The sequence below is a fragment of the Paenibacillus farraposensis genome (assembly GCF_020736845.1).
GTDB lineage: Bacteria > Bacillota > Bacilli > Paenibacillales > Paenibacillaceae > Paenibacillus > Paenibacillus farraposensis.
The window spans coordinates 135,068-160,460 of sequence record NZ_JAFFQR010000112.1 but is presented as its reverse complement, the minus strand read 5'-3'; the positions used below and the strand labels follow the sequence as shown (position 1 = coordinate 160,460).

Genomic DNA, 25,393 nt, shown 5'->3' with positions numbered 1-25,393 from the left:
GATTCATGAATTTAACGATCAAGACCAAGATGATTATTAGCGCGCTTCTGATTCCAGGTGTGATTGCGGCCATGCTGCTGACCAATTACATTTTAAGCGTTCATAGTGAGAACGAATACAAGGATATTATGAACCGTGAGGAAACGATATCCTATAATTCCAAGTCGCTTCAATTTCTTTTGAACGGAATTTCCAATGATGAACGGGGATATTTGCTGACCCGGGACGAATATTTCGGGCATGAAATTGAAAGTAAGCAAAGTGAAACTATAAAGCTGTTGCAAGAGACGGAGGCTTTGCTTAATACGAACAGTGGGGACGTGAAGAAAAAGATGGCTGATCTCAAAACAGGGATCAACAGCTATTTGAATCAGGTGCATCGTTTGATGAGTACAGCCGGATACCGGAGTACGAAGGACAACTTCCCGCCGTTCTCTGATTTGCTGGGTGATTTTGAAAACGAACGGGTGTTGCGCAAGCAGCTTGATGTCAAGATGCTGGCATTTGTCAAAGAGCAAGAGGAGATGGTGGTGTCCAAAATACAACAGGCACATCAAACAATGAAAAACACCACCTTGATTACGAGCATCGTGGGTTTTTTGGTCATTATTTACAGTATCGCTCAATCCATCATTTTGATTCGTTCCATTCGTCCATTGCACCACATGCATGAGCAGTTGTTGGAAATGTCGAAAGGCGGAGGGGATTTGCGCAGCCGGCTCGATATTGCATCCAAAGACGAGATCGGCATGATTGCCGGCTCTTACAATCAGTTGATTGAAGGATTTCGCAATATTATCGTCGATGCTCAGGATACGGCGCGTACATTATCCATAACTGCTGAACGCGTTAGCGTAAGTACGGCGGAAATGAGCCAGGCCAGTCGCCATACTACCGGGATCATGGAAGAGCTTGCGTCTGGGATGGAGCACCAGGTCGATGATATTACACGAACCACAGATACCGTGAAGGAGCTTGCCCATGAACTGGAGCATATTGCACTGACAAGCCAGCAGGTGTATGAGTTGTCTGATACGGTTACTAAAGAGGCGGCAGCGGGAGAACAATCAATAGGTCAGGCCATGCGCCAGATGGAAAAAGTCAGTGAGAGCGTAGACAGCTCTGCACGTGCTGTACGTTTGCTGAGTGAACAGGCCGAGCAGATTGGAATGATTGGTTCGGTCATTACCGGAATTGCCAAACAGACAGGAATGCTCGCACTTAACGCATCCATTGAAGCAGCAAGGGCGGGAGAGCAGGGCAAAGGATTTGCTGTGGTAGCCTCAGAGGTCAGAACATTGGCTGAGCAGGTAACGGCCTCGGCAGCGGAAATTACACAATTTGTACAAAATATTCAGGATCATGTAGGAAATGTGGCAGCCACAATGCAGAGCGGAACGGTTGAAGTGCAGTCCGGTGTAAAGGTGATGCAGTCCGCTGAAACAGCATTTCGCCAGATTGGAAGCTCGATTCAACAGGTCAGCGGGCAGATTCATAGTGTAAATCGGTCTGTGGAACAGATGTCCGACGGATCCGAGCGAATGGTGGAGGCCGTAGAGCGCATTCGTGAGGTTGCGGAGCAGACGGCAGGAGGGACGCAAAGTATCAGCGCAGCAGCTGAGGAGCAGCTGTCTTCAATGGAGGATATTTCCTCATCTATTCATACGCTGGCGGATATGTCGCAGCTTCTGAATGCAAGGGTCGGAGGGTTTAAGGTGTAACCGCATAAATTCATACTTATGTACACACAATAATACCTGTTCAAAGCATGTGCACAGGTATTATTACTTTTGTAAAGGTGGTAACGGGATGCGACAACATAAAGGGAATCTGCTTGCATTAGGTTCCATCCCGCTTATGATGACGCTCGGTAATTCCATGTTGATTCCTGTTTTGCCGGATATTGGACGCAAGCTGCATGTTAGCTCTTTTCGAATTAGCTTGCTGATTACCGTGTATGCGGTGATCGCTATTCTATTGATACCGATTGCAGGCTATCTCTCTGACCGGTATGGTCGTAAAGCGGTGATTGTTCCCTGTCTCATTTTGACGGTCATCGGAGGGGGGATTTCTGCAGCGGGAGCATGGCTGCTTCAAGATTTGGCAGCGTATTGGACGATTATTGGCGGTCGCCTGCTTCAAGGCGCCGGAGCGGCAGGCGCTTTTCCAATCGTCATCCCGCTTGTGGGTGATTTGTATGAGGACGAGAATGAGGCCAGTAAAAATCTGGGTGTGGTCGAGACCTATAATACATTCGGAAAAGTGTTAAGCCCGATACTTGGTGCTGCGCTCGGAGCAGTTCTGTGGTTTTTACCACTGGTGGTTATTCCGGGATTCTGTCTGATTTCGCTTGTGTTGGTGCTTTGGCTGATCCATGTGCCCAAGCGCAAAAACCAGCCGATTACGTTTCGAGAGTTTGCTGAAAATGTAAAGCAGGTGCTTGCCGATAATGGACGCTGGCTATATGCCATTTTCGCCATGGGCGGTATTTGTATGTTCGTCATTTTTGGCATTCAGTTCTACTTGTCCGAGATATTGGAAAGCCGCTACAACCTTCATGGAGTCTGGAAAGGCTTTGTGCTGGCCATCCCGCTGATTTCTCTTTGTCTATGCTCGTATTTGGGGGGCAAGTTTATAGGCAAGCATAAAAAGCGCATGAAATGGATTGGTTTTGGCGGTTTGGCCATATTGACGATCAGCGTTGGTATTCTTGGATTGGTTGAGCATATTTATGTGGTGATCGGCTTGTTTGCATTAGGGGGCGGGGGAATCGGACTGGCACTGCCTTGTCTGGATGCTTTGATTACAAAAGGAATTGAAAAAGCAGAGCGTGGAACGATTACCGCTTTGTACAGCAGCATGCGTTTTGTTGGAGTGTCGCTAGGTCCTCCGGTTGTATCTCTGTTGCTGGGGAGCAGCGGACATGCCCTGCTTTTTGGCATGATGGCCGGAGTGGGAGGAGTCGCCGCTCTGTTGATGCTGTTTGCGGTTAAACCGGAGCAGGATGAAACGGCAATATGACCCACCCGTTCATCATTTGCAAGCGATGAGGTGCTGGCAGAAAGAAGGCGGCAAAAGCCGCTTTTTCCCAAGCCAAGACGCAAAACGCCTGTGAAATAAAAGCGGATATATGTCCAAAGTAAAAGCACCCGAATCCATGAAACGATGGGAACGGATGCTTTTTTGTTATCCCTTAAGGGACACATGCGCTTTCGACTTTTGCGAAAGAGAGGAAATATGCGGAAGAGGGGAAAGCAAAAAACAGCCCGTGAATTACGGACTGTTTGGAAATATGTTGAATATGTTTGTGTCATCAGGGGCGTATTAAGCCTTGGGTACAGTTTCCCAGTCCTTCAGGAAGCGTTCAATACCGATATCTGTAAGTGGATGTTTCCACAGGGAAGGAAGCAGGGAACCTGGAATAGTAGAGATGTGCGCGCCAGCCAGAGCAGCATCTTCCACATGCTTGATGTTGCGGATGGAGGCTGCAATAATTTCGGATTTCAGACCATGAATGTCCAAAATTTGTCTCAGCTCACGAATCAGCTTCATGCCGTCAACAGCGATATCATCCAGACGGCCTACGAATGGGCTGATAAAGGTAGCGCCAGCTTTGGCAGCCATCAAACCTTGTGCCGCGGAGAAAATCAGTGTGACATTCGTTTTGATTCCGTTCTTGGTCAGCTCGTTGCAAGCGTACAAGCCATCCTCGGTCATAGGCAGCTTGATAACAACGTTAGGTGCCCACTTCGCAATGTCATAAGCTTCCTTGAGCATATCTTCAGCCTTCAGGCCAATAACCTCAGCGCTTACAGGGCCTTTGACGATGCTGCAAATCTCCTGAATGACTTCCTTGAACACTCGGCCTTCCTTGGCGATCAGCGAAGGGTTTGTTGTTACACCGTCAACCAGACCCAAACGTTCAATACGTTTGATTTCTTCAATGTTACCAGTATCCAAGAAAAATTTCATTTGATCTCCTCCTCAGGGTTTTTGTACATAATACATATCAAGCACAATGTACATAGGCGCATTTAAATGTAGCTTATTGCACACGTTAAACATATAATTAGTATGTATCACATTGTTAATTGTGACACATTTTAAATTTGAAAACAAGCTAATCTATGATTAAAATTTGATGAATTGTCGGTTACTGCTGAAGTGCGCTGATCCATGCTTATCTATAATATATATTACCCCATATTACGTCTATGATGCGGTCCTGATACTGTTTCAACAAAATACATACGCTGATGGTCACAGGGTAGAGACAGGAGCTCATAGGAATTGCTTATCCGCAAGGATTTGCTATGTACCTTAAAACTAACATAAGGGGGCCTTATATGTACTGGTTGGCCATGCTGACAATGCTGATTGACCATGTCGGACTGGTGTTTTTTCCGACCGATCCAGCCTGGAGAATTGCCGGCAGGCTAGCTTTTCCCATCTATATGTACGCGCTGTATCTAGGGTATACCCGTACTCGTAATATGCGGGGCTATATGCTTCGTCTGCTGGGACTAGCCCTGGTTTCCCAACTGCCTTATATGCTGGCGTTGGATGTACATAGACTGAATGTGATCTGGACACTGCTGACATCGTTGCTGGCACTGGCCGCTGCGTCCCGTATGAAGCGTGTAGCGGCAATTACAGGCTTATATGTCCTCACAGCCCTGATGATGGAGCTTAGCCAGATGGATTACGGAGCCTATGGCCTGCTGCTTGTCCTTATTTATCGCTACACACGTTCATATATGATCATTGCGGCCCATTTTGCTTTGAACGTGGTGTATGATCTGGCGCACCATGCCAATCTTCAGCATTTCAGCCTGCTGTCCAGCATTCTGATCGTATGCTTTGCAGGAGAGAGTGGATTTAATAGCCGGGTTCCGCGCTGGTTGTGGCGCAGCTTTTACCCGGTACATTTGGCTGTTATCGCGGTGATTCGCATTTGGCTTTGAGCCTTGTCTTATAAACGACAAAGAACCTTTAAACCGCAGCTTGCATGGTTTAAAGGTTCTTTTTTTCATATGAGCCGATTACGTCTATAATGCTTGGTTAGGCCCTTGAGCAAAAGGCAATGGCCGAAGGGGAGCACCCTCCTTCATATATTGCACCAGAACTTCCGGAATATTGTGAATTCCGCCTGCATTGACGCGATAGCCGTTCAATTGTCCAGGTGAATTAATGCCACGCTTCACCGTGAACGTGACGTTAATGCCCAGGGAACGGCAAATCTTCAGCGTTTCCTCGGTATATCCGCCGTAAGGGAAGGCAAGAACGTTCCGGTCATTATGCAGATGCTTGAACAGCTTCTTGTCAGACGTGTCCAGATCGGTGTATACCCGCTGCTTAAACTCTTGCTCGGTTTCCATCCGCCCCAGCTTTTTCGAGTACACCGGACCCATCAGCAACGGCTTTTGCTTGGTGTGTGCTGTGTTGGTGTACCCGTATGCATGTTGGTCATTGGTATGACTGTAAAAATCAATTCCCTCGGCATGCATTTGTTTAATTTGGTCCCATGTCAGCTTTCGAATCCCAATATGCTTGGGATTGCTGATGGTGGACGTGATGAGAAAATTGGTCGCCGGTACACGGTACTTTTTCAGCACCGGGAAGGTATCCGTATAAAAGGATTCATAACCGTCGTCAAATGTCATAAGCACCGCATTATCGGGGACCTTGGCTTTATGCAAAATAAAGTCCGTATATTCTTTCATTGTGATCCAGCGGAAGCCGTTCGCTTTCATTTCGTCCAGTTGCTTTGTAAAATTAGTTAGCTTGAGAGCACCAGGATCAGGCGGGGCCTTGGTCACCTCATGATACATGAGGACAATGACTTTGTTCTGATAATATACTTTATCCGGCGTAGGTGTAAGTGAGAACAGATGGCGTACCAGCCGGTCTGCATGCGCCGTGCGTGTACGGTGAGTTCCTTTGGCTACAGGCGTGTGATATATGGTACGTGCTTCATACACCAAAATTCCTAAAACAGCCATCAAGCCTATGATCAGTAGCGCTCTTTTAAAAAAAATGTGTTTCATGTGAATGACATCCCCCGCATGCAAAAAATTCTGAGAATAGAGGCTAATACTAAATTTAAAACTAGCAAAATATAGTCTATCATATCTAACCCACGCGGGGGAAATATCACAACTTTGTTACCTCTGTGTTGCTTTTGCCGATATTTTGGATGAAGCCGGGAAATAACCGATCTCAACGGCGTGCTGGATCAGGTTCCGAATAAACTTCAGGTCGGTTGCCGGGCATTGAACGCCCGTCTGCTCCAGTATTGACGCGGTTACAGTGCATCCGTACCGATAAGCAGAATCTTTGGCTCCGTCGCCTTCGAGCTGTCCCATAGCAAGATGAAGCGCATCCTCCTGAATACCGGATGACGGGTTCAGCAGCCAAGTGCTGTAATCGTCAAAAGGCAGGGTTTCCACGGCATAGTCAAGCTGGTTGACCATAGCAATCAGTTCATCATACGGCAGTGGATGCGGGTTGCAGATATGGAAAATACGGTTTGTGCTTTTTTGATGAACGGACAGCTCTACAATCGCGCGGCTGGCATAGTCAATCGGTGTAAAGTCTGTATGCCAATCGGCCTGTGGTGCCTTCCCGAGCAGCAGCATCGCTTTCATCATTCGATAGTAGGCATTGCTGTCGATATTGCGCTGGAAGCGTCCGTTCGCCGAGTGGGCTGTCAAATTACCCGCACGATAGATGGAGACAGGTGTACCTAGCTGGGCTGCCTGGAACAACAGCTTTTCTGCCGCCAGCTTACTGTTCGTGTACAGGTTGTCCACGCTCAGCTCATCCGGGAAGGAAGACATATCCAGTACGGATTCCCATTTCCCCTCGTTGGCAAGATCCTCCGGTATGCCCATCGTTGATACATGGTGGAAGGATACTCCTGGCTTCGCCTGGGCAATTTTCAGCAGCTCCAGCGTTCCCGTCACATTGGTACGATTAAAGGCTGCAGAATCACCAAAATGGCGAACATCGGCGGCGCTGTGAATGATACCATCGATTTGGCGCTCCAGCATATGACGGTCTGCGGAAGAGAGGCCAAGATCCGGCTGCTCCAGATCTCCGTACACAGCTTTGACTCGTTCCTCGATCAAGCCGGAGATACCTGGTCCGAAATATCCTGCCATGACAGACTGAATACGCTCGATCCCAGACGGGCCATTCTTAGAAGGGCGCACGATCGCGTATACTTTTGCTTCTGTCCGATGAAGCAGATCATACAGAATGTGTGAGCCAAGATAGCCGGTAGATCCGGTCAACAGAATCACACGCATGTCGCGCACTTCAGCCATGACCGAATGGCCGGATAGTTCAATCGGATGCTCGTTCAAGTCTGTTTTTTCTTGAGGAATGGCGAGCGGTTTGCGTTGTAGTGCTTGTTCCGTACCTAATTGCTCCACGTATTGCGCAAGCTCACGAATCGTTTTGTAACGGAAAAAGTCCCCGATACGCAGCGCCCCATAACGCGGCTTCAAAATAGCCAGCACATGAATGACACGAAGCGAATCGCCTCCGACCAGGAAGAAATCATCGGTTGCGCCGATGTTGTTTTTACCAAGCACTTGTGTCCATGCTTCTGCAATGAGTGTTTCGGTTCCTTCCCGGACAGGCTCCCCGCGAAATGAAAGGTCAGATACCTCAGGAAGCGGACGTAAGGCCAGCTTTTTCCGGTCAATCTTGCCAGTCGGCGAAATCGGCATGGTTTCCAGATGCACGACATGGCTTGGTACAAAATAAGAAGGCAGCTTGTTTCCGATATAAGATTGAATGATGTCCTGCGGGATGGATTGCCCGTCCGAAGTGGTGAAATAGCCTACTAGCATATTTTGCTCCGTGTGGTCCTTGACGGCCACGACAGCCACATCCTGAACGCCCGGATATTTGGCAAAATGGTCTTCAATTTCTCCAATTTCGATCCGGTTTCCCCGAATTTTGAGCTGGGAGTCCTTCCGGCTTACATATTCAATCGTGCCGTCCGGCAGCAGCTTGGCAATATCACCCGAGCGGTACATTTTTTCACCCGGAATAAAAGGGTTGTCCACAAATGATTGTGCTGTACGCTCCGGCTGATGCAGATAGCCATGAGCCAGCGCAGGGGTAGCGATGCACACTTCACCAGGTATATTGACAGGGCACAGCTTGTTATCATCGTTGACGATGTAGACTTTGTAATTATAAATCGGTTTGCCGATTGGAATGTTGACGACATGCTCAGGCACAGCACCGCGAACACGGTGGGTCGTCGTCGCAACCGTGCACTCCGTCGGTCCATATACATTCACAATGTCTGTATCTGTACCGAATTTTCTCTGGAACGCTCGAACTTGCGAGCCGTACAGTGCTTCACCTGCTACGGTGACAATCCGTACTTTGGCAAGTTTGCGGTAGCCTTCGTCAGACAAGTACGTAGAGAGCTGATTGAAGAAGACCGTCGGCAAAATCGTAATGATCGTCGTTCCGGTACGTGCAATGGCTTCAGCGAATTCTTCAACCGACACACGTTCTTCGGGAGACAGCAGGTACAGCTTTGCACCGTAGAACAAGGCTCCAATTGTATCCCAAACGGATGCATCGAAGCTGTAGGTCGCGAATTGGGTCAGCACATCCTGAGGTGTAATATCACAATCACGTTGTACAACAGCTCCCAGATTCACGACACCACGGTGAGCGATGAGGGCGCCTTTGGGCTTGCCTGTCGAGCCGGAGGTATAAATAACATAAGCGAGATCATCCGGCCCCACATTAACGTTCGGATTGCTTGCAGCATAGCCTGCGAGCGGTCCGTTAATGGCCAAGATTTCTTTTACGGTATCAATGGAACCGCACAGTTCAGCCGCCTGTTCGGCGAGTACGGAAGTCGTCAGGACAAAGGGAGAGCGTGTATCCTCAACAATGTAGCTGCTCCGTTCAGCAGGGTGGGCCGGGTCGACAGGGACATATACACCCCCCGCCTTCAGAATGCCGAGCAGGGAAATGACGGTTTCCAGGCTTCGCTCCATGAAGATGGTCACGAATTCGCCTTTTGCAAGGCCCTTGGACAGCAACACACGTGCGACCTGGTTAGCACGTTCGTTCAGCTCACGGTATGTATATTCTCCGGCGTGCGAAGCGATAGCCGGACGATCAGGATATTGTGAAGCAGCCTCCTCAAACATTCCGTGAATGGTTTGATGCTCAGGGTATTGTACGGCTGTGTTATTTAAGGCTTCATGAGCAGCCCGGTCCGCATCAGACAAAATATCAATGGAATTAACAGTAGCATGGTTGCTGGTTAGTGCTCCGCGCAGAAGGGTTTCAAAATATTCTGCGTACCGGACAATCGTTGTTTCCGAAAGGAGTGAATCATCATACCGTATCTGCATTTGATAAGCTCCATTGTATTGGCTGACAGCCCAGTCCATAATACGGGATTCTGCACCACGGTCTGCAGGCAGGTTTGCCGAGAATGATGTATCCGCTTGTGGCTCTGCCAGATAAGCGTCAGGCTTGCGAAGCATTTCCTGAAACAGGACTTCCAGTTCATGGAAAGTCGTTTCTTTTTCAAGCGTTAGTGAAACTGTCAACATGCCGGAGTGAGGTACAAAAGTAGAAAAAGATACTTCCTCTTCTGCGGACAGACGATACAACCAGGCAGCATACGCCGACAATAGCAACACCTGCGTGTCTTCCGCAGCTTTGTGCTGGTTCAGCTGCTCCGAGATGGACGCTTCCAGCTCTACTTGATAAGTAGAGAATACATGTTTGCGTTGTACACGTGCAAAATCCAAGGGCACCAGGAACGGGGATGGCGCTGTTTGTGTGCTGTTTTGTAGCAAAGAAGTCATTACGCTTACCTCCTGAATGTTTGACTTATTATATTGTAAAGTCAGCAATGCCTCCCATCCCTTCAAATGCATGAACAGGAGGGAGGCATACTGACGAATTACTAAAAATAGCCTTTGGCGCCGATAATGGTTGTTATAATCTAGTTCGGTTGGCGTTCTTAATTTTGAAGAAAGAAGTAATTTCCTGAAGCTCTTCAGACATGGATGTCAATTTATGGGACGAATCAATGATGGATTCCAGAGAAACCTTTTGTTCGTTAACCGTTTGCGCAATATGAATGCTGTTGTTAGCTGTTTTGCTCACGGTGGAGGAGAGGTCGTCTGCGGTTGCGGTCATCTCTTGTGTCCCTGCGGAAATCTCCTCTGTAGCACTGGATACTTCCTGAATTTTCAGTGCAACATTTTTTGTTGCCTGCAAAATATCGTTGAACAGCTCACCAGCTTGTCCAGCCACGGCGATCCCATTCTCGACTTCAACAGTACCTTTGTCCATGGAAGTCACGGCTTGACCAATCTCGTTTTGGATTTCTTCAATCAGGGATGTGATTTGTTTGGTTGATTCCGCTGATTGCTCGGCCAGCTTGCGAACTTCACTGGCAACGACGGCAAAGCCTTTGCCTTCCTCACCGACACGCGCTGCTTCTATTGAAGCATTCAAGGCCAGCAGGTTCGTCTGGCTGGAAATGCCTGAAATCGTATTGATAATGTTGCCAATTTCTTGCGAACGGCTATCCAGCAGCTTGATGATACGGGATGTATTCGCGACAGACTCTGTAATTAAATGCATCTGTGCAGAAACCTTGCCTACAATCTCATTACCTTCGTAAGAACGCTTTTTTACCGAATTTGCTTCTTCGGCAACAGTTGCAGAGCTGGCTGCGATATTTTGGATGACTGAAGCCATTTCCGACATGGATCTTGCGCTATCTCCCGTTGCCTTTTCTTGCGCGCGGATGTTATCCGTGATTTCGCTGATATTCTGATTAATGATGTTGGAATTAACTCCGTTTTGTTCGCAGATTGCGAGCAGTTCCTTCGCTGATTCATTCACTTCATCTGTTGTTTGCTTCACTTTGGTCATGATGCTGTTAATATGGCTTACCATGTCATTGAAGTTTTGATTCACCAGTCCCAAATCATCCTGGCCTGCATGAATTTGTACATCCAGGTTTCCTCTGCTTACTTCACTGATACCGTACATCAGTTGCTTAATAGGCGTCAGCGTGCGTCTTACTACCCAATATTGAAGCCCCAGACAGATTAACAGGAAAATGAACAGAATCGTAGCGCCGCTAATGATCAGCTTGGTCAATCCGGAAGGTACGGCTCTTGCATCTGCATCGACAGCAAAATATGCAAAGATTTTGCCACTTGAATCTTTAATGGGTGACATCAAAGTGGTCCATGTACCAAAAGAGTCATCATAGAAGCTGGTGAATGTTGGTTTGCCGCTGTCCAGCATATCTGCCAGACCTACTGCCACGACATTGGGCTGCTGGTACATCGCGCCAACACCCTTTTTTTCTTTCTCAAACGATTCTCTTAGATCGGTTGGCATCGCAATGATGGATGTCTGATCACCGCCTTCAAGCTCTGTACCGAAAATATAGGCATGAGGAATGTTCGGATTTGTTGCGGTAATATTATCTAAGTAGGCACGCAATTTGGTTTGAACGGGACCATCATAATTTTTTTCCTGAACTGCTTGGGATACGTCATTTGCGTTAATGCCTTGAGCCCACTTCAATGTGATTTTCTCGACTTGCCCGTGTAATTGGTCGATCAAAATCGTACGTTGGATTAGATAGCTGGACACAATGAGGACTAGCCCGATTAATACGATGTTGAAAAAGGATAATAATAGGTTCTTGGTGAAGAATGATAAGCCACTCCACTTTTTCAAATGTTCCACTCCCTAGTTGTATTATTATATTTTGTATATGGTGTTGAACTTCTTATCACATGAGATAAATCAAGTCCCCCTTACAAACAAAATAGAGATATAGACCCTTGAATTTTATGCATTAGATATTTGGTCCTTTAAGGGTCAAGGAATATATCCCTATATATATTTCGTACAAAAAGCGCTTGAAATGAATACTTTAGACCATAAAAAATTAATTTTAATAGGTAAACGCTGTGTGTATTTCAATATATTCCAATTTATGATTTGATTTGAAATTCAAGTGATTTTAGTGCATAAGCGGCTTTCAACAGTAATCATCATACTTTATAATAGAGTCAATTGCACTACTCAATTTGGGACATTTTTCATATTTGGAACTGCAAATGCTTTGTTTGTCGCGGTTTAGGTGAATTATTTGCGAAATGAGTCAATATATCCATATGCCAAGAAGAGGAATGGGAGGATGCCCGGGTTTACGATTGTAAAGGTTGAAAGTGAAAAAAATGATTTTTGCTGTTGTGTATGTGGATGCAGCGCGAAAACGCGGAATCATAAGAAGCTGGAGACTGGTGCGGCTCAGCCGGAAGCCATTGCTCTCTATACCAAGCAGGGTTATGAGCCAATTGAACGATTTGGCGAATATGAACACGATGAGAACAGCCTTTGTTATGGCAAAAAGCTGCATCTGTCATTATAAAACGTTTTCATATAAAATGAATGATGAGTCAATACTAGCTTATATAGCGGGAGAGATGATAATGAATTTGAAGCAAAAAGCGGCCGAAAAAGCAGTGGAGGCTATTCAGGATGGCATGAAAGTAGGACTTGGCACAGGCTCGACAGCGTATTGGGCTATTCAAAAAATCGGTGAGCGTGTAGCGCAAGGTTTATATATACAGGCTGTAGCTACATCCCAAGCCTCGGAGGATCTGGCCAGAGAGCTGGGCATTCCTATCATTCCGTTCGATCAGATTGGAAGGCTTGACATTACCATCGACGGGGCCGATGAGGTAAATGAGGAACTGGTTCTGGTGAAGGGCGGGGGCGGAGCTCTGCTAAGAGAGAAAATTGTGGAGAGCAACAGCGACCGATTAATCATTATTGTGGATGAGTCCAAGGATGTAAAAAAACTGGGCGCATTTCCTCTACCTGTCGAAGTCGTACCTTTTGCCAGTGAATGGACGCTGGAAGCATTGCGGAAGACAGGCTGCGAGGCGGAATGGCGCATAAAAGACGGCGAGCGTTTCCTGACAGACAACGGTAATTATATTGCCGATTGCCGCTATGGAACGATTGAACACCCGCAAGAGCTGGAAATTCGGTTGAATCAAATTCCGGGGGTGGTCGATAACGGATTGTTCATTAATATGGCGGATCAAGTCATAATCGCACGAGCCAATGGACAGATCGATATCCGCAACAAGTAATGCGGGATACCCGACTGCTTCGTCAAGTGGCATTTGTGTTATTGATTTTATATACAGCGCTACTACTATACTGGATGTTTCTCGGGTTTGGGCGAACCTTAAGACCGGGGCCTCCGTATTCGTATAATATCGTTCCGCTGGATACAATCAGGCAATATTGGCGGGCAATGCAATCGTCCCCTTTCCGGGTATGGGGGGTTAATTTGCTCGGGAATATTGGCATATTTATTCCTTTTGGCCTTCTTTTGCCGATCATTTGGGTGTCCATGCGCAGGTTGGGGAAACTGCTGTTAACGGTGGCAGCCGCGCTGGTTATTCTGGAAGTATCCCAAATGCTGCTCGGCGCAGGTACGATGGATGTGGATGATATCATACTGAATATCGCAGGCGTATTATGTGGCCGAGCTAGCTATATATGTTTACGAAAAAGGTTAGGGATTGAATCATAACAAGTCCTGCTCTTCATCCTGGTGCCACGTAAACTGGTGTCTGGTGTAGAGCGGGCTTTTTTACATAATAAATGATGACGATTACATCTTAACTTGTAATTTCTTCATTAATAGATCTCAAAAGAATAGGGTGGAAAAATACGTAAACTTGACAGAAGCATGCAATTAAGATATCTTTGAATGAAGATATGACTAACGGAGGCTGTTAATATGTTGGTAAAATCAGATGATCAAGAATTGGCGCTTAATTTGTTCGTCGTGCTTGCTCGTGCTTACAATTCGGTCACGTCCCGCACGAATCGTGATATACATAGTCATGGGTTGAATACAACAGAATTTGGTGTACTTGATCTGTTGTATTATCGAGGACCGCAGCCTTTGCAAAAAATTGGAGAAAAGGTGCTTATCTCCAGTGGAAATATAACGTATGTCGTAGACAAGCTTCAGAAAAAAAACTTGCTTACCCGACGTGCATCCCAAGATGACCGGCGCGTGATTTATGCAGAATTGACCGACGAAGGGCGTTATTTCTTTGAACAAATATTTCCGCAGCATCATCGGGTTATTATGGAGACGGTGAGTGGTTTATCTTCGGAAGAGAAGCAGCAGGCCATTCATTTGCTAAAAAAGCTTGGGTTAACGGCTGAAGGAAAGAGTAACGACAAATAAGCTGCAAGGTTCAACTGCAATATGCTTTTGGATAAAATACCGGATTTCCGGTATTTTATTTTTTTAGGGTCGTATTTTAGGGGAGCAGGGTTAATACAGATACGCAAATCAGGTATAATTGTCTAATCGTCACATTGCCCCGAGGAGGAACAATTGAAGGGTGTTGCTGTTGATTCAATTTGCCCGGTATGCATCGGATTTGCACACAGGTACAGCGGTGGGAGAAGCTCCGCTACGGATGGGAGATGCATTTCGCACGGCCAGCCGTGATCCTGTATTTATGCCAATTCTGCTGGGAACGGTATTTTGCGTGATGGGTTACGCTCATTTCGATTCGACCATGCCTCAATTTTTAGCGTTGTCCTTTAAGGAAGGAACCCGGTGGTTTACATATTTGCTAACAGTCAACGCGATTAGCGTATTGGCTTTTCAGTATCCGCTGGTACGGCTGGCGAGCCGTTTTTCGCCGTTGAATTCCTTGATCGCAGGAAATCTGTGTATTGCAGTCAGCCTGCCGCTGTGCAGTGTGCTAGACTCGGGCTGGTTATTTATACTGGATATGGTGCTGTTTACGATAGGTGAAGTGTTATTGTTCACGATGCTGGACGTGCTAATAGATCAGATTGCAGATGCTCAATATAAAGGAACCTACTTCGGTACGATTGGCTTTAATAATTTGGGAAGTGTATTGGCTCCTTTGTTTGGTGGCTGGCTGCTGGATACTTATGGCCAGACAGCACCGCTTGCTGTGTTTGTTCCGGTTGCGCTGTCGGTCGTGATTGGGTTGCCGTTCCTGCTGATAGCCCGCCGCCGTCTTGCGCAGCGTACAGGCAGCTTTGCAGCTCAGGCGCAAGAGCCTGTACAGCCATTGTCATCATAAAATAAGGAGCTGAATGCAGGATGAAGCCGGAAGAAGATAAGCTGCGGGTTATTCAAATGATGAATGATCCACAGGTATTTGAAGACTTGCGCATCGTACGGGCCTTGGGGCTGCCTCAAAGCTGCATTGCCGCAGGCTATGTACGAAATCGGGTGTGGGATAAGCTGCACGGCTATACCATCGCTACCCCTCTCAATGATATAGATGTCATCTATTTCGATCCCAAAAATACGCTGGAGGAACGGGATGAGCATCTGGAGCTATTCTTGAACCGTAAGCAGGCCGGGCGCAACTGGTCGGTCAAAAACCAGGCGCGGATGCATATCCGCAACGGGGAAGCACCGTACTCCTCCATAGAGGATGCCATGAGCCGCTGGCCAGAGACAGCTACAGCAGTAGCTATTAGATTGAATGATGAGGATCAAATGGAGGTCATTTGTCCGCATGGATTGAATGACCTGCTGGATATGCGGGTACGGCAAAGCCCGTTGTTTCGTCACACGACGGCTTTTCGCCATCGTATATTTGAGAAGCAGTGGCTGGATAACTGGCCGTTGCTCATAGTGGAGAATTAATGACTAATACCGGCAGGATCGCTGCCTGATACAAGGATTAGCCCAAATGCGGCGAGGATTTCAGGATATAAGGAGGCAACATACAATGTTTAAAAATGTAAAAACAAGTCTGGAGCGGGAAGAGGTACTGGAACTGCTGACCTACGCCATGCTGGATCGTCCTGAACGGGGAGAGGAAGCATTGCGAATCTATCAAACCTCGGATGATTGGAAGCTGTTCGGTGTGGAGGATGAAGGACTTATCGTCGGCATTGTCGGATTTGAGGAGCAGGAGGATGGAACGATTGTGCTGCACCACTTGGCCGTGCTGCCCGAAAATCGCCATCGCGGGTACGGCAGAGGCATGCTGCTTACGCTTATTAAGGAGCGCAACCCGAAACGGCTTACGACCGCAACAGATGCAGAAGGAGCGGATTTCTTTCGCAACGTGGGATTCGCCGTGTACGGATCGGAGGATTTGCCAGGTGACGGGCAATTTCATTGTATATATGAAATAGATGAAGAATAAGCGAATCTCCGGGTCCTGTCTCTCTTTTTCCACATAAGATATATTATGTCGGAGGGAGGTGGGTTTCATTGGCATACCACTACACAGCGATCGGGGATTCTTTAACGACAGGCGCAGGGGCGCTGCTCGGCGACGGTTTCGCCCCCATTTATCGGCGGATGGCGGAAAGATATCTTCGTAAGCCAGTCAGTTACGAGAATTTGGGGATCAACGGATTGACATCGCAGGAGCTGCTGTCGTTGATTCACAGCAACTCGCTTTTTCGGTCGGCAATTGGCCGAGCTGAACTCATAACAGTAACGATCGGCGGGAATGATCTGCGGCCATATGTCAGCGCTCTTGCTAGAGGCTCCGGGTCGTCAGGCTCTTCCGTTTCACAAGCGCTGAAGCATACCAAAGAGCATGTGCGGCAAATTGTACATGCCCTGTATCGGATAAAGCATGGTCAGCGTGAGCCATTTATCATACGAATGGTGGGCTTATATAATCCTTTTCCAGGAGTCAGGGAAGGGGGGCTATATGTGCGCCAGTATAACTCGTTTCTTGATTCGTTAGGCGGACCGAATTACCGGGTAGCGAATATTTATCCCGCTTTTGAGGGGAATGAACGGGCTCTGCTTTCGCTGGATCGGGTGCATCCCAACAGTCATGGCTATCGCGTGATTGCAGAAGAATTGAATCAGCTTGGGTATGCGCCATTACGATGAGCGTGAGCGTTTTTTGATTGGCTATAGGCTGATCTATGAAAAAAGTTCATGAGGGCAGTAGAAGAACTGACCATCATGAACCTTTTTCATACATTTCGGCATGCTAAACTTCCAAAATAGCCTTCAGCTTGGTGCAGTCTTTCTGTAGCTCGGGTATCTGCTCCAAAAATAGAAGCAGGGCTTTCACGTGGGCTATGCCCACGTTTTGTTCCGATAACTCCCCCTGTAGTCTGCTTAGGATTTGCACATATTCATGCCGGGTAGCTTCATTTAATGATCCTCGATACTGACGATAAATTCAGCCAGTGCTTGGTGCTCCGTTTGGGACAGCTCTGAGTTGCTCATTCGGAAGGCATTAATAATGATACTTTTAACGACAAAAACGATATCGTACGCATAGCCGCGTATAGATGGCCCATAAGCCTCAATTAAGAATTCAACGATCAGGTTAGAAAGATGATGTTCAAGACGATCGATGGCGAGGTGGCATCGTATCCCTTTTCCGAAAATAGGGAAAGGGCAGCATAAATGATATCCTAACTCGTTATTTTTTTCATTGTACCCCCGATTTCCTACTTTTCCCTTTTAATTTCCAGCGTGCGATAACCATATACAAGGATGGTACAACAAACATGGTCAGGATCGTGATCGGAAGCAGGCTGAAGATGGCCGTTACCGATGTAAGCAATATAGGACGAAAACGCGCTTTGGTTGCCGCAATTACAGCCTCTCTCAGATAAAGATTAAAAATATGACGGCAACATATAGTGATCCCAATTCTGCCAAGATGTCATATTGTTCTGAAAAGCTCTCCGCCGATTTCCCAAGTGTAGCCCGGAGGGAATTGGTATGACCCGATTTAGCATGTCAACAGCTTTTTATCCGAAAATACCCAAATTCAGTTATGGAAAGGAACTGATTCAGACCTATGAAGGTGTATAATGAACAAACGTAAAAACGACCTTTCTCAAAAGAAGAGAAAGGTCGTAAAAAAATCGGTAATTCGTATTTCAATATAAGCCGGTTAGCTGATTCGTTTACGGAAAAAGCTGCGCACAGCCCACTTGCGCTCACTTCGTTTGCGGTATTTGGGCAGCGAACGATAGACGGCAATCGACTGGTTAAAGGCTGCCATGGCCTCATCCTTGCGCCCCAGCGTCCGGTACATCAAGCCTGCGAGATAATAGCCTTCACTGGAAGAAGACTGAATGTCCTGAAACTGCTGCAGATAGTGCAGTGCCTTGTTTGCGTCGCGTTCCTTGAAGGCTGCGGCTAAATGCAAATAGGGTTCGCCATATTGCACCCGCGGGTTAATGTCCAGTGCTTTCAGCAAATGCTGCTCTCCGTCCTCCAGATGGCCTGTGTGTACTTCAGCCGTTCCCCGTGCATTCCAATAATCGGCGGAATCTTCATAACGGGATTGAATTTCCAATAAAACCTCCAGCGCCTGATGATATTTCTTGCCTTCGATCCAAATACGAGCCAAATCAAACTTGGCCGTCACATCATTGGTATTTAGCGCAATTTGCTGTCTCAGTCGTGCGGCGCTGCGTCGTCTTTTCCATGGCTTGCTAACGCTGGGCAGTACACCCACAAAGCTGTGATCCAATATATAGATCACAATCAGCAGCACGATCAGCGCCAGTAACGGGTTGCCGAGCAAGCTCCACAATAAAGAGAAAATCAAAAATTTCCCAATCATACTGCTCCCAATCCTCCTGTACATGTAACCATTCCATACTTTCCACATTATAGCATAGGGTCAATTCAAGGGTCATTAGCATGATGATATTTGAAGGGAATGGGATACCAATCTCCTGTGTCGTTTGGCTTTTCTTGTACCATGAATGAGATTGGACAGCCAGTAAGGGGGGGCGGGGTAGCACGATAAGGAACACCATGGGGGGATCTGCCTGACTATTACGGGCCATGGAATAGCCTGCTGTTATTGGCTATCCGGTTCGTCCTAAAACAGCCTGCGCGGTTACGAAACGTTTCTGCCATTTATCGTCAAACGTGTCAAAATGAACGCCGCGTTCTTTGGGAAATGTATGCAGCAATTTATTGTTCCCTGCATAGATAGACATGGCCGATCTCCAGTCCGCGTGCGCTGAAGAACAGCAGGTCGCCTTTGCGCAGCTTTGGAGGGAAGAAATGAAACACCTTATCGTCTACGCTCACTCTAATGCTGAAAGCTTTAATCATCCCATACTGAAAACAGTTGTAAATGTTTTGAAGGAAAAAGGCGATGAAGTCGTTGTACGCGATCTGTACGCTGAAAATCACTTCCGATACGGGAATTTTTGATTTTGTTGGAATTGAATCCGTTGGTCATTTACTCTTGGGAGGTATCGGACATCTTGACGAAAGTGCCTATAAAGGGATGCCGAAACAAGTTGAAGACACTGTAAAATCAGTGCTATAAAACGTAAGACGATATACAATCATTCATTGCCATGATGATGGCGGTCTACGCAATCCAGGGTTTATCCTGCTCAAACGGGAGTGGGATAAACCCATTTTATTTGTAGGCTATGGCTTTCAAAGGCCCCAGACTATATCAATTTTCTAATGAGGACAGAAGCGTTTACGTTGACCTGAACCCCTCCGGCTGATGTTTGCAAGATAACCATAGTGGATGAACTATGATTTCGCAGGGTAAGCATATCACCGCAGGCCAGAGAAACGATGGCTTGCCCTGTATTCTGCTGCGTGTCAGCTCCTGAGCCGTATATAGTTCCTTCTGCCAGAGCGCCATTAATGTAGATGGCGAATTGGTTAGGTTCTATACCTGACACAGAAAAGTGAACTTCATAGATCCCTGCGTCGGCGACAGTAATCTGTGCAGTCCCGGGGACATGAGTAATTCCAGACGTAAGTATACCGTTCGTATCCAACATGACATCCGCTTCAATCGGAACGGTTTGAGGTCTCAGGCTGTAAATATAACCGAATTGTTGTATGAAGCCAGGTTTGACCGTGTCCTCTGCCCTTTCCAATGTGTCAGGAGTAATATTTACACGGACCAGCTGCTTTTTGACGATAATGTCCTTCCTAAGGGATTTTCGTTTCGGACGGCCCTTTTTTTTCGGAAAATGATCCTCGAACACAGCACGGATGAAAACATTTTTTTTACGGCCTTTTTTTTGTTTCAGTTGAGGACGACCCAATACAAACACCTCCATATGGTTTATTGTATACTACTCCATTCATCTAGGGGAGGCATGGATATTTGTCCTGCAATTCCTGGGCAGCAGTCTATCTTTGTGTAAAAATAGGCTGTTGTACAAATTACATTTGTCTAGCGACTTGATTGCGCTCATACAGTCAGTCGAACTGTATAAGTCAGTAATGTGCTGCTATGATAGCTCCAGCACAAGAATGCCGTAGCCTTCGATGGAGATATCTCCCTCCAGGAATTGGCCGCTGAGCAGCTCATTTCCTTTATGGTGATTCAGATGAATAGGCTGTGTCTGGGCGTTATGATTCAGGATGAATAGATACGATCTTCCGTCTTTGGACCGGACAGTTGCTTCCACCCCCGCAGGAGCGTGCAGTAGAGACGAAATCCCTTTTTCCTCACAAATGTAGCCGAGCAGGCCGTCAATGAAGGCTTCCTCAGGGTCTGAGGCGACATACCACGCCTCACCTTGACCCCAACGATTGCGCGTCAGCACAGGCATACCCTGGTAGAAATCATCCCCGTATTCAGCCAGCACCTCTGCATCTTCGCTGTGCAGCAGATCGCAGAGCATGCCGCATTTATATTGCCCATCCAATGCGCCTACTTTTTCTTTCATCATAATACGATTATGTGATTCTGGCAGAAGTGCGTCAATTTCTTCTACCCAAATGCCGAGCAGATTACGCAAATGACCTGGATATCCTCCAGTTGTGACCAGATCGTTTTCATTGACGATGCCGCTGAAAAAGGTGGTAACAAAGGTGCCGCCTCGCTCTGTGAATTGTTCCAGCTTTTTTGCAACACCCGGCTTGACCATGTAGAGTACAGGCGCGATAATGAGATCATATTTCTGGAAATTCGTTGCTGTGGAAACCAGATCTACCTGTACATTACGCCGAAAAAGGGTAGCATAATACTTATGCACCTGATCGACATAATTCAATGCAACAGACGGGCCGCTTGATTTTTCCAGTGCCCACCAATTATCCCAATCAAATAAAATGGCTACTTTGGCATCGACGGTTGTGTCAAGGAATCTGTCGCCTAATGCGCCAAGCTCTTTGCCAAGCTGTGCCACCTCGCGAAATACACGGGTGTTTTCGTGTCCGACATGCTCAATCACGGCCCCGTGAAATTTCTCACAAGCACCAATCGAGCGGCGAAGCTGGAAGAACATGACTGTGTCCGCGCCATGCGCTACGGCTTGGTAGCTCCATAACCGCATGATGCCAGGCCGTTTGAGTGAATTATACGCCTGCCAGTTTTGCTGGCTCGGTGTTTGCTCCATCAGCATGAAGGGCTGCCCATCCTTTAGACCGCGCATTAAATCGTGTGCCATTGCGGTGTAGCTTACAGGAGTATGGGTCTGCGGATAGCTGTCCCAAGACACAATATCCATGTGCCTGGCCCATTTGAAGTAGTCCAGCTGCTTGAAAAAGCCCATCAGATTGGTCGTTACCACAGCATGGGGGATGTGCTTTTTGATTGCGTTATATTCCAGCAAATAGCAATCGAGCATACCGTCTGAATTGAAACGCGCATAATCGAGGGATATCCCCTGAAAAGTGGAGTGATTTTCGCCCCAATGCTCGCTCAGATTGTTTGGAGGCACAATTTCATCCCAGTCATAGAAGGTGTGTCCCCAGAAGGAGGTATTCCACACCCGGTTTAGTTCATCCAGCGTACCGTATTTTTGCTTGAGCCACACCCGGAATGCGGAGGCGCAGTTGTCGCAATAGCAATCTCCGCCATATTCATTGGACACGTGCCATACGAGAACCGCCGGATGATCCTTGTATCGTTCCGCCAGCCGGTCAGCTATATGCTCGGCATATTTGCGATAGGTGGGGCTGTTCGGGCAGGAATTGTGGCGCCCGCCGAATTTCCGCTTGCGTCCGTCTGCATCGACCCGAAGAATGTCCGGATAACGCTTAGCCATCCAGGCGGGATGGGCCGCAGTGCTGGTAGCAAGGCAAACGAAGATACCGTTTTCATAAAGGCTGTTAATCAGTTCATCCAGCCATTCAAAATGATATGTGATTTCGTCCGGCTGAATTTTGGCCCATGAAAATACGTTGATTGTGGCGATATCAATCCCTGCCAGCCTGAACATCCGTAAATCCTCCTGATGTGTGGCCTTGTCCCATTGTTCGGGATTGTAATCTCCACCATAAAATACTTTAGGAAGTTTGTCGCTTATCATGCGAATCACCTCTATATATAAGAATAATCCTATCTTATAATACAGAGAGCTTCTTTTATATATAATAAAATGAATTTGGATATAACAATATGGAACTATAGAGGAAGTACATACACGCATGCACCGGAGGTTTTTTTATGATTTTGACTCCCCATCATTGGCGATTTTTCCTGACTACGCGTGAGCATTCTTTACCCCTTTTTATTGAAAGCATCGGACTTAACAGCAGGCAGGAGGATGTGTCCCGCCCGAAAGGATATCCCTGCTTTCACTGGATTCAGACGGTGTCCGGTGAAGGAATATTTACATTTAAAGAGGGAACATTCCTTCTGGGCGAGCAGTCCGGGGTTCTGCTGCTGCCGGGCGAATCCCATATGTACAGACGGGCGACAAGAGTATGGCGCACGTTATACATCACATTTGACGGACCCATCGCCGCTGGAGCATTGACCGCTCTCGGATTGAAGCATACGCGCGGGTATCATTGGGACCGGGATAGCGAGCTGCACACCTTTGGGGAGCATATGCTGCATTCCATCGTTAGTGAACGGGATTTATCCGGCTTGGATGCTTCAGCCAATCTGTACCGCTTTTTGACGCTATTGCGCAAACATGGACAATATAGCTCGATGCCTTCCCTTTCGCATAATGTGGAGCGCTTGGCACCTGTTCTGGCGTTTATGGAGCAAAATTACGCCAGTCCGGATATAGGGCTTGGAGATATGGCGGTCATGATGAATGTAAGTGCTCGCCATTTAAATACACTGTTCAAGCAGGCGTTTGGTGTGACCTCTTATGCTTACCTGATTGTGATTCGGCTCCGCAAGGCAAAGGAAATGATGACAGAGTACCCTAATTTAACGGTCAAGGAAGTTTCGGAACGGGTTGGCTTCCGGGATGCCAGTCATTTTGTGGCAACTTTTCGCCGTTCTGAAGGAATTACCCCGGAAAAGTTCAAAATACTGTATACATAAGGGTATTTTATTGAAAAGCTCTTTCTTACTTGGGAATGCTCACTTTAGGGTACATTCCTTATTGTTTTTTTTAGGATGAGGGAGTATAAAATAATAGTTCATTTGTTTCATTAATCTGATGTGCAGGTGACATAATAAACATGCGATCCAAAGTTCTTGTGCAAAACCCCCATCTAAGAAGGAGTAAACGAAATGCTAAGTAAAGTCAAAAGAATACTGATCGGCCGCCCGCGAAAGTCGACGGCTCTTGAAGAGGAGAAGCTAAACAAGCTCAAGGCGTTAGCTATTTTGTCATCAGATGCATTGTCCTCTGTAGCTTACGGGACCGAGCAGATTTTGCTCGTTTTGATCACAGCGGGATTTGCTGCCTTATGGTATTCCATACCTATATCCATCGCGGTATTGGGATTGCTGGTTATTCTGATCCTGTCTTACCGCCAGACTATTTTTTCCTATCCAGGTGGTGGTGGCGCCTATATCGTCGCTCAGGATAATTTGGGCAGAGCCCCGAGTTTGATTGCAGGCGGCTCGCTGTTGGTCGACTACATTCTGACCGTTGCGGTCAGCTCGTCTGCGGGTACAGATGCCATTACATCGGCGTTCCCATCGTTGCACGATCATCGAATCTCAATTGCACTGATCATGATTATCTTCTTGACCATTATGAACCTGCGCGGGGTGACGGAATCTGCCTCGGTGCTGGCTTTACCGATTTATTTATTTGTTGTTGCCATTTTTGTTCTGATTATTAGCGGTGTTATTCATTACATTACAGGGGGGGCCCATGCTGCAGCCCCCCAATTTGGAGCTACGGTGTCCAACGTCAGCCTGTTCCTTTTGCTGAAGGCATTCAGTTCGGGTTGTTCAGCGCTAACCGGGGTAGAAGCGGTCTCGAATGCCATTCCGAATTTTCGCCAGCCTGCTGCCAAAAATGCGGCAACCACATTGATGATGATGGGCTTGATTCTCGGGTGTATGTTTATCGGAATCAGTTTGCTGGCTTATTGGTACGGCATTCGTCCGAATCCGAATGAAACGGTCGTCTCGCAAATTGCGAATGCCACCTTCGGACGTGGAATAATCTATTACATTATTCAGGGAGTGACGGCACTCATCTTGTTTTTGGCGGCGAATACAGCCTATTCAGCCTTTCCATTACTTGCTTTTATGCTGGCTAAGGACAAATACATGCCGCATATGTTCATGGTTCGCGGAGATCGACTTGGATATTCCAACGGTATTCTGTTTTTAAGTATCTTCTCTGCCTTGCTGGTCATTATATTTGGCGGGAAAACACAAAATCTGATTCCGCTCTATGCTGTAGGGGTATTTATCCCGTTTACGCTCTCACAGCTTGGGATGATGATTCGCTGGATTCGGCTCAAACCGTCTGGCTGGGTTGTCAAACTTGTCATTAACACAATCGGGATGCTGACCACGCTGTCGATTACGCTTATCTTTATTTTTACCAAGTTTAGCCAGGTGTGGTTCATATTCATCTTCTTGCCTGTAGTGATGTATTTCTTCATGAAGATCAGTAGGCATTATAAAAATACGGCTGAACAACTGCGTATTGACATTACCAAGGATAAGCCGATGATCAAAGGCAATACGATTATTATCCCGGTGGCAGGCATTACACGGGTCGTCATGAACACCATCAGTTATGCCAAAACGTTATCAGATAATGTCGTTGCTGTATATGTTGGAATGGATGATGAAGCGATTCGCAAAATGGAGCAGAAATGGGAAGAGTGGGATGTAGGTATACGTCTGGTGGTGCTCAAATCCCGTTACCGCAGCATCATTAATCCGCTTCGCAAGTTTATCGACACGGTGGAATGGAAAAAAGCAGACGAGGATCACATTACCGTCCTCATTCCGCAATTCATTACCAAGCACTGGTGGGAAAATATTTTGCATAACCAGACCAGTCTGCTGATGAGAGCTTATCTGATCAATTACAAAGACATTATCGTCACGACGGTTCCATTTCATTTAAACAAATAAAGTGGGCTGTCATTGGTCTACGCTCCATTACATCCGATATA

The 25,393-nt window shown here is 46.9% G+C and carries 19 protein-coding genes and 4 pseudogenes; 14 read left to right on the top strand and 9 right to left on the bottom strand.

Annotation, left to right across the window (positions count from 1 at the left end; all coding sequences use genetic code 11):
- Nucleotides 1–5: 5 nt before the first annotated feature.
- Both JO375_RS19230 and JO375_RS19225 read left to right on the top strand, forming a co-directional pair.
- Complete coding sequence (locus JO375_RS19230) at nucleotides 6–1,721, top strand: methyl-accepting chemotaxis protein (protein ID WP_229525978.1); 1,716 nt, start codon at nucleotides 6–8, stop codon at nucleotides 1,719–1,721.
- 88 nt (nucleotides 1,722–1,809) lie between these two features.
- Nucleotides 1,810–3,021 (top strand): MFS transporter, encoded by a 1,212-nt coding sequence (locus JO375_RS19225; RefSeq protein ID WP_229525977.1) that lies wholly within the window; start codon nucleotides 1,810–1,812, stop codon nucleotides 3,019–3,021.
- 303 nt (nucleotides 3,022–3,324) lie between these two features.
- Here JO375_RS19225 and fsa read toward each other — a convergent pair whose 3' ends face one another.
- The gene (fsa, locus tag JO375_RS19220) at nucleotides 3,325–3,972 is read right to left on the bottom strand and encodes a fructose-6-phosphate aldolase (RefSeq protein WP_229525976.1); all 648 of its coding nucleotides are present in this window, start codon (nucleotides 3,970–3,972) and stop codon (nucleotides 3,325–3,327) included.
- A gap of 374 nt (nucleotides 3,973–4,346) precedes the next feature.
- Between fsa and JO375_RS19215 the strand changes: the two genes are divergently transcribed.
- Nucleotides 4,347–4,964: a TraX family protein gene (locus JO375_RS19215; protein WP_229525975.1), complete on the top strand. Its 618-nt coding sequence runs from the start codon at nucleotides 4,347–4,349 to the stop codon at nucleotides 4,962–4,964.
- 84 nt (nucleotides 4,965–5,048) lie between these two features.
- Here JO375_RS19215 and JO375_RS19210 read toward each other — a convergent pair whose 3' ends face one another.
- The 3 genes from JO375_RS19210 to JO375_RS19200 form a co-directional block, all read right to left on the bottom strand.
- Nucleotides 5,049–6,047 carry a polysaccharide deacetylase family protein gene (locus tag JO375_RS19210; RefSeq protein ID WP_229525974.1) on the bottom strand — a complete coding sequence of 333 codons (999 nt, stop codon included), beginning with the start codon at nucleotides 6,045–6,047 and terminating at the stop codon, nucleotides 5,049–5,051.
- 117 nt (nucleotides 6,048–6,164) lie between these two features.
- Entirely contained in the window at nucleotides 6,165–9,860 is a 3,696-nt protein-coding gene (locus JO375_RS19205; protein WP_229525973.1) for a non-ribosomal peptide synthetase family protein, read from the bottom strand.
- A 133-nt stretch (nucleotides 9,861–9,993) separates the two neighbouring features.
- Nucleotides 9,994–11,763: a methyl-accepting chemotaxis protein gene (locus JO375_RS19200; RefSeq protein WP_229525972.1), complete on the bottom strand. Its 1,770-nt coding sequence runs from the start codon at nucleotides 11,761–11,763 to the stop codon at nucleotides 9,994–9,996.
- A gap of 559 nt (nucleotides 11,764–12,322) precedes the next feature.
- Here JO375_RS19200 and JO375_RS19195 point away from each other — a divergent pair.
- The 8 genes and pseudogenes from JO375_RS19195 to JO375_RS19160 form a co-directional block, all read left to right on the top strand.
- Nucleotides 12,323–12,463 (top strand): annotated as a pseudogene (locus JO375_RS19195) (GNAT family N-acetyltransferase); the annotation flags it as partial.
- 61 nt (nucleotides 12,464–12,524) lie between these two features.
- Nucleotides 12,525–13,193: a ribose-5-phosphate isomerase RpiA gene (gene rpiA, locus JO375_RS19190; protein WP_229525971.1), complete on the top strand. Its 669-nt coding sequence runs from the start codon at nucleotides 12,525–12,527 to the stop codon at nucleotides 13,191–13,193.
- A complete protein-coding gene (locus JO375_RS19185; RefSeq protein WP_322098758.1) occupies nucleotides 13,193–13,642 on the top strand; it encodes a VanZ family protein in 450 nt (149 codons plus the stop codon). The genes rpiA and JO375_RS19185 overlap by 1 nt, the downstream gene beginning before the upstream one ends.
- A 210-nt stretch (nucleotides 13,643–13,852) precedes the next feature.
- Nucleotides 13,853–14,311, top strand: coding sequence for a MarR family winged helix-turn-helix transcriptional regulator (locus JO375_RS19180; protein ID WP_229525969.1), 459 nt, complete (start codon nucleotides 13,853–13,855; stop codon nucleotides 14,309–14,311).
- Nucleotides 14,312–14,471: 160 nt separating this feature from the next.
- Complete coding sequence (locus tag JO375_RS19175; RefSeq protein ID WP_229525968.1) at nucleotides 14,472–15,191, top strand: MFS transporter; 720 nt, start codon at nucleotides 14,472–14,474, stop codon at nucleotides 15,189–15,191.
- Nucleotides 15,192–15,211: 20 nt separating this feature from the next.
- Nucleotides 15,212–15,766 carry a nucleotidyltransferase family protein gene (locus JO375_RS19170; RefSeq protein ID WP_229525967.1) on the top strand — a complete coding sequence of 185 codons (555 nt, stop codon included), beginning with the start codon at nucleotides 15,212–15,214 and terminating at the stop codon, nucleotides 15,764–15,766.
- A gap of 85 nt (nucleotides 15,767–15,851) precedes the next feature.
- Nucleotides 15,852–16,274 (top strand): GNAT family N-acetyltransferase, encoded by a 423-nt coding sequence (locus JO375_RS19165; protein ID WP_229525966.1) that lies wholly within the window; start codon nucleotides 15,852–15,854, stop codon nucleotides 16,272–16,274.
- A gap of 68 nt (nucleotides 16,275–16,342) precedes the next feature.
- Entirely contained in the window at nucleotides 16,343–16,981 is a 639-nt protein-coding gene (locus JO375_RS19160; protein ID WP_229525965.1) for a GDSL-type esterase/lipase family protein, read from the top strand.
- Between the two features lie 553 nt (nucleotides 16,982–17,534).
- Here the strand turns inward: JO375_RS19160 and JO375_RS19155 are convergent.
- The 3 genes and pseudogenes from JO375_RS19155 to JO375_RS24630 all read right to left on the bottom strand — a co-directional run.
- Nucleotides 17,535–17,717 (bottom strand): annotated as a pseudogene (locus tag JO375_RS19155) (hypothetical protein); the annotation flags it as partial.
- A gap of 288 nt (nucleotides 17,718–18,005) precedes the next feature.
- The gene (locus JO375_RS19150; protein ID WP_229525964.1) at nucleotides 18,006–18,683 is read right to left on the bottom strand and encodes a tetratricopeptide repeat protein; all 678 of its coding nucleotides are present in this window, start codon (nucleotides 18,681–18,683) and stop codon (nucleotides 18,006–18,008) included.
- 250 nt (nucleotides 18,684–18,933) lie between these two features.
- Nucleotides 18,934–19,123, bottom strand: a pseudogene (locus tag JO375_RS24630) (NlpC/P60 family protein); the annotation flags it as partial.
- A 12-nt stretch (nucleotides 19,124–19,135) separates the two neighbouring features.
- On the opposite strand from JO375_RS24630, the pseudogene JO375_RS25140 reads away from it, so the two are divergent.
- A pseudogene (locus JO375_RS25140) lies at nucleotides 19,136–19,406 on the top strand (NAD(P)H-dependent oxidoreductase).
- A 130-nt stretch (nucleotides 19,407–19,536) separates the two neighbouring features.
- Here JO375_RS25140 and JO375_RS19140 read toward each other — a convergent pair.
- Together JO375_RS19140 and JO375_RS19135 are read right to left on the bottom strand one after the other, a co-directional pair.
- The gene (locus JO375_RS19140; RefSeq protein ID WP_229525963.1) at nucleotides 19,537–20,151 is read right to left on the bottom strand and encodes a BclA C-terminal domain-containing protein; all 615 of its coding nucleotides are present in this window, start codon (nucleotides 20,149–20,151) and stop codon (nucleotides 19,537–19,539) included.
- Between the two features lie 189 nt (nucleotides 20,152–20,340).
- Nucleotides 20,341–22,368, bottom strand: coding sequence for a beta-galactosidase (locus tag JO375_RS19135; RefSeq protein ID WP_229525962.1), 2,028 nt, complete (start codon nucleotides 22,366–22,368; stop codon nucleotides 20,341–20,343).
- 137 nt (nucleotides 22,369–22,505) lie between these two features.
- Here JO375_RS19135 and JO375_RS19130 point away from each other — a divergent pair, with 137 nt between their 5' ends.
- Both JO375_RS19130 and JO375_RS19125 read left to right on the top strand, forming a co-directional pair.
- Complete coding sequence (locus JO375_RS19130) at nucleotides 22,506–23,342, top strand: helix-turn-helix domain-containing protein (protein ID WP_229525961.1); 837 nt, start codon at nucleotides 22,506–22,508, stop codon at nucleotides 23,340–23,342.
- 192 nt (nucleotides 23,343–23,534) lie between these two features.
- A complete protein-coding gene (locus JO375_RS19125; RefSeq protein WP_229525960.1) occupies nucleotides 23,535–25,352 on the top strand; it encodes an APC family permease in 1,818 nt (605 codons plus the stop codon).
- The last annotated feature ends 41 nt before the right edge of the window (nucleotides 25,353–25,393 follow it).

What these genes read in the sequence shown, in the direction of transcription:
- JO375_RS19180 (WP_229525969.1), top strand. Translation starts at nt 13,853, where the DNA reads ATGTTGGTAAAATCAGATGATCAAGAATTGGCGCTTAATTTGTTCGTC.
- JO375_RS19135 (WP_229525962.1), bottom strand. Translation starts at nt 22,368, where the DNA reads ATGATAAGCGACAAACTTCCTAAAGTATTTTATGGTGGAGATTACAAT.
- JO375_RS19230 (WP_229525978.1), top strand. Translation starts at nt 6, where the DNA reads ATGAATTTAACGATCAAGACCAAGATGATTATTAGCGCGCTTCTGATT.
- JO375_RS19185 (WP_322098758.1), top strand. Translation starts at nt 13,193, where the DNA reads ATGCGGGATACCCGACTGCTTCGTCAAGTGGCATTTGTGTTATTGATT.
- JO375_RS19130 (WP_229525961.1), top strand. Translation starts at nt 22,506, where the DNA reads ATGATTTTGACTCCCCATCATTGGCGATTTTTCCTGACTACGCGTGAG.
- JO375_RS19125 (WP_229525960.1), top strand. Translation starts at nt 23,535, where the DNA reads ATGCTAAGTAAAGTCAAAAGAATACTGATCGGCCGCCCGCGAAAGTCG.
- JO375_RS19165 (WP_229525966.1), top strand. Translation starts at nt 15,852, where the DNA reads ATGTTTAAAAATGTAAAAACAAGTCTGGAGCGGGAAGAGGTACTGGAA.
- JO375_RS19215 (WP_229525975.1), top strand. Translation starts at nt 4,347, where the DNA reads ATGTACTGGTTGGCCATGCTGACAATGCTGATTGACCATGTCGGACTG.
- JO375_RS19170 (WP_229525967.1), top strand. Translation starts at nt 15,212, where the DNA reads ATGAAGCCGGAAGAAGATAAGCTGCGGGTTATTCAAATGATGAATGAT.
- JO375_RS19150 (WP_229525964.1), bottom strand. Translation starts at nt 18,683, where the DNA reads ATGATTGGGAAATTTTTGATTTTCTCTTTATTGTGGAGCTTGCTCGGC.
- JO375_RS19225 (WP_229525977.1), top strand. Translation starts at nt 1,810, where the DNA reads ATGCGACAACATAAAGGGAATCTGCTTGCATTAGGTTCCATCCCGCTT.
- JO375_RS19210 (WP_229525974.1), bottom strand. Translation starts at nt 6,047, where the DNA reads ATGAAACACATTTTTTTTAAAAGAGCGCTACTGATCATAGGCTTGATG.
- fsa (WP_229525976.1), bottom strand. Translation starts at nt 3,972, where the DNA reads ATGAAATTTTTCTTGGATACTGGTAACATTGAAGAAATCAAACGTATT.
- JO375_RS19205 (WP_229525973.1), bottom strand. Translation starts at nt 9,860, where the DNA reads ATGACTTCTTTGCTACAAAACAGCACACAAACAGCGCCATCCCCGTTC.
- rpiA (WP_229525971.1), top strand. Translation starts at nt 12,525, where the DNA reads ATGAATTTGAAGCAAAAAGCGGCCGAAAAAGCAGTGGAGGCTATTCAG.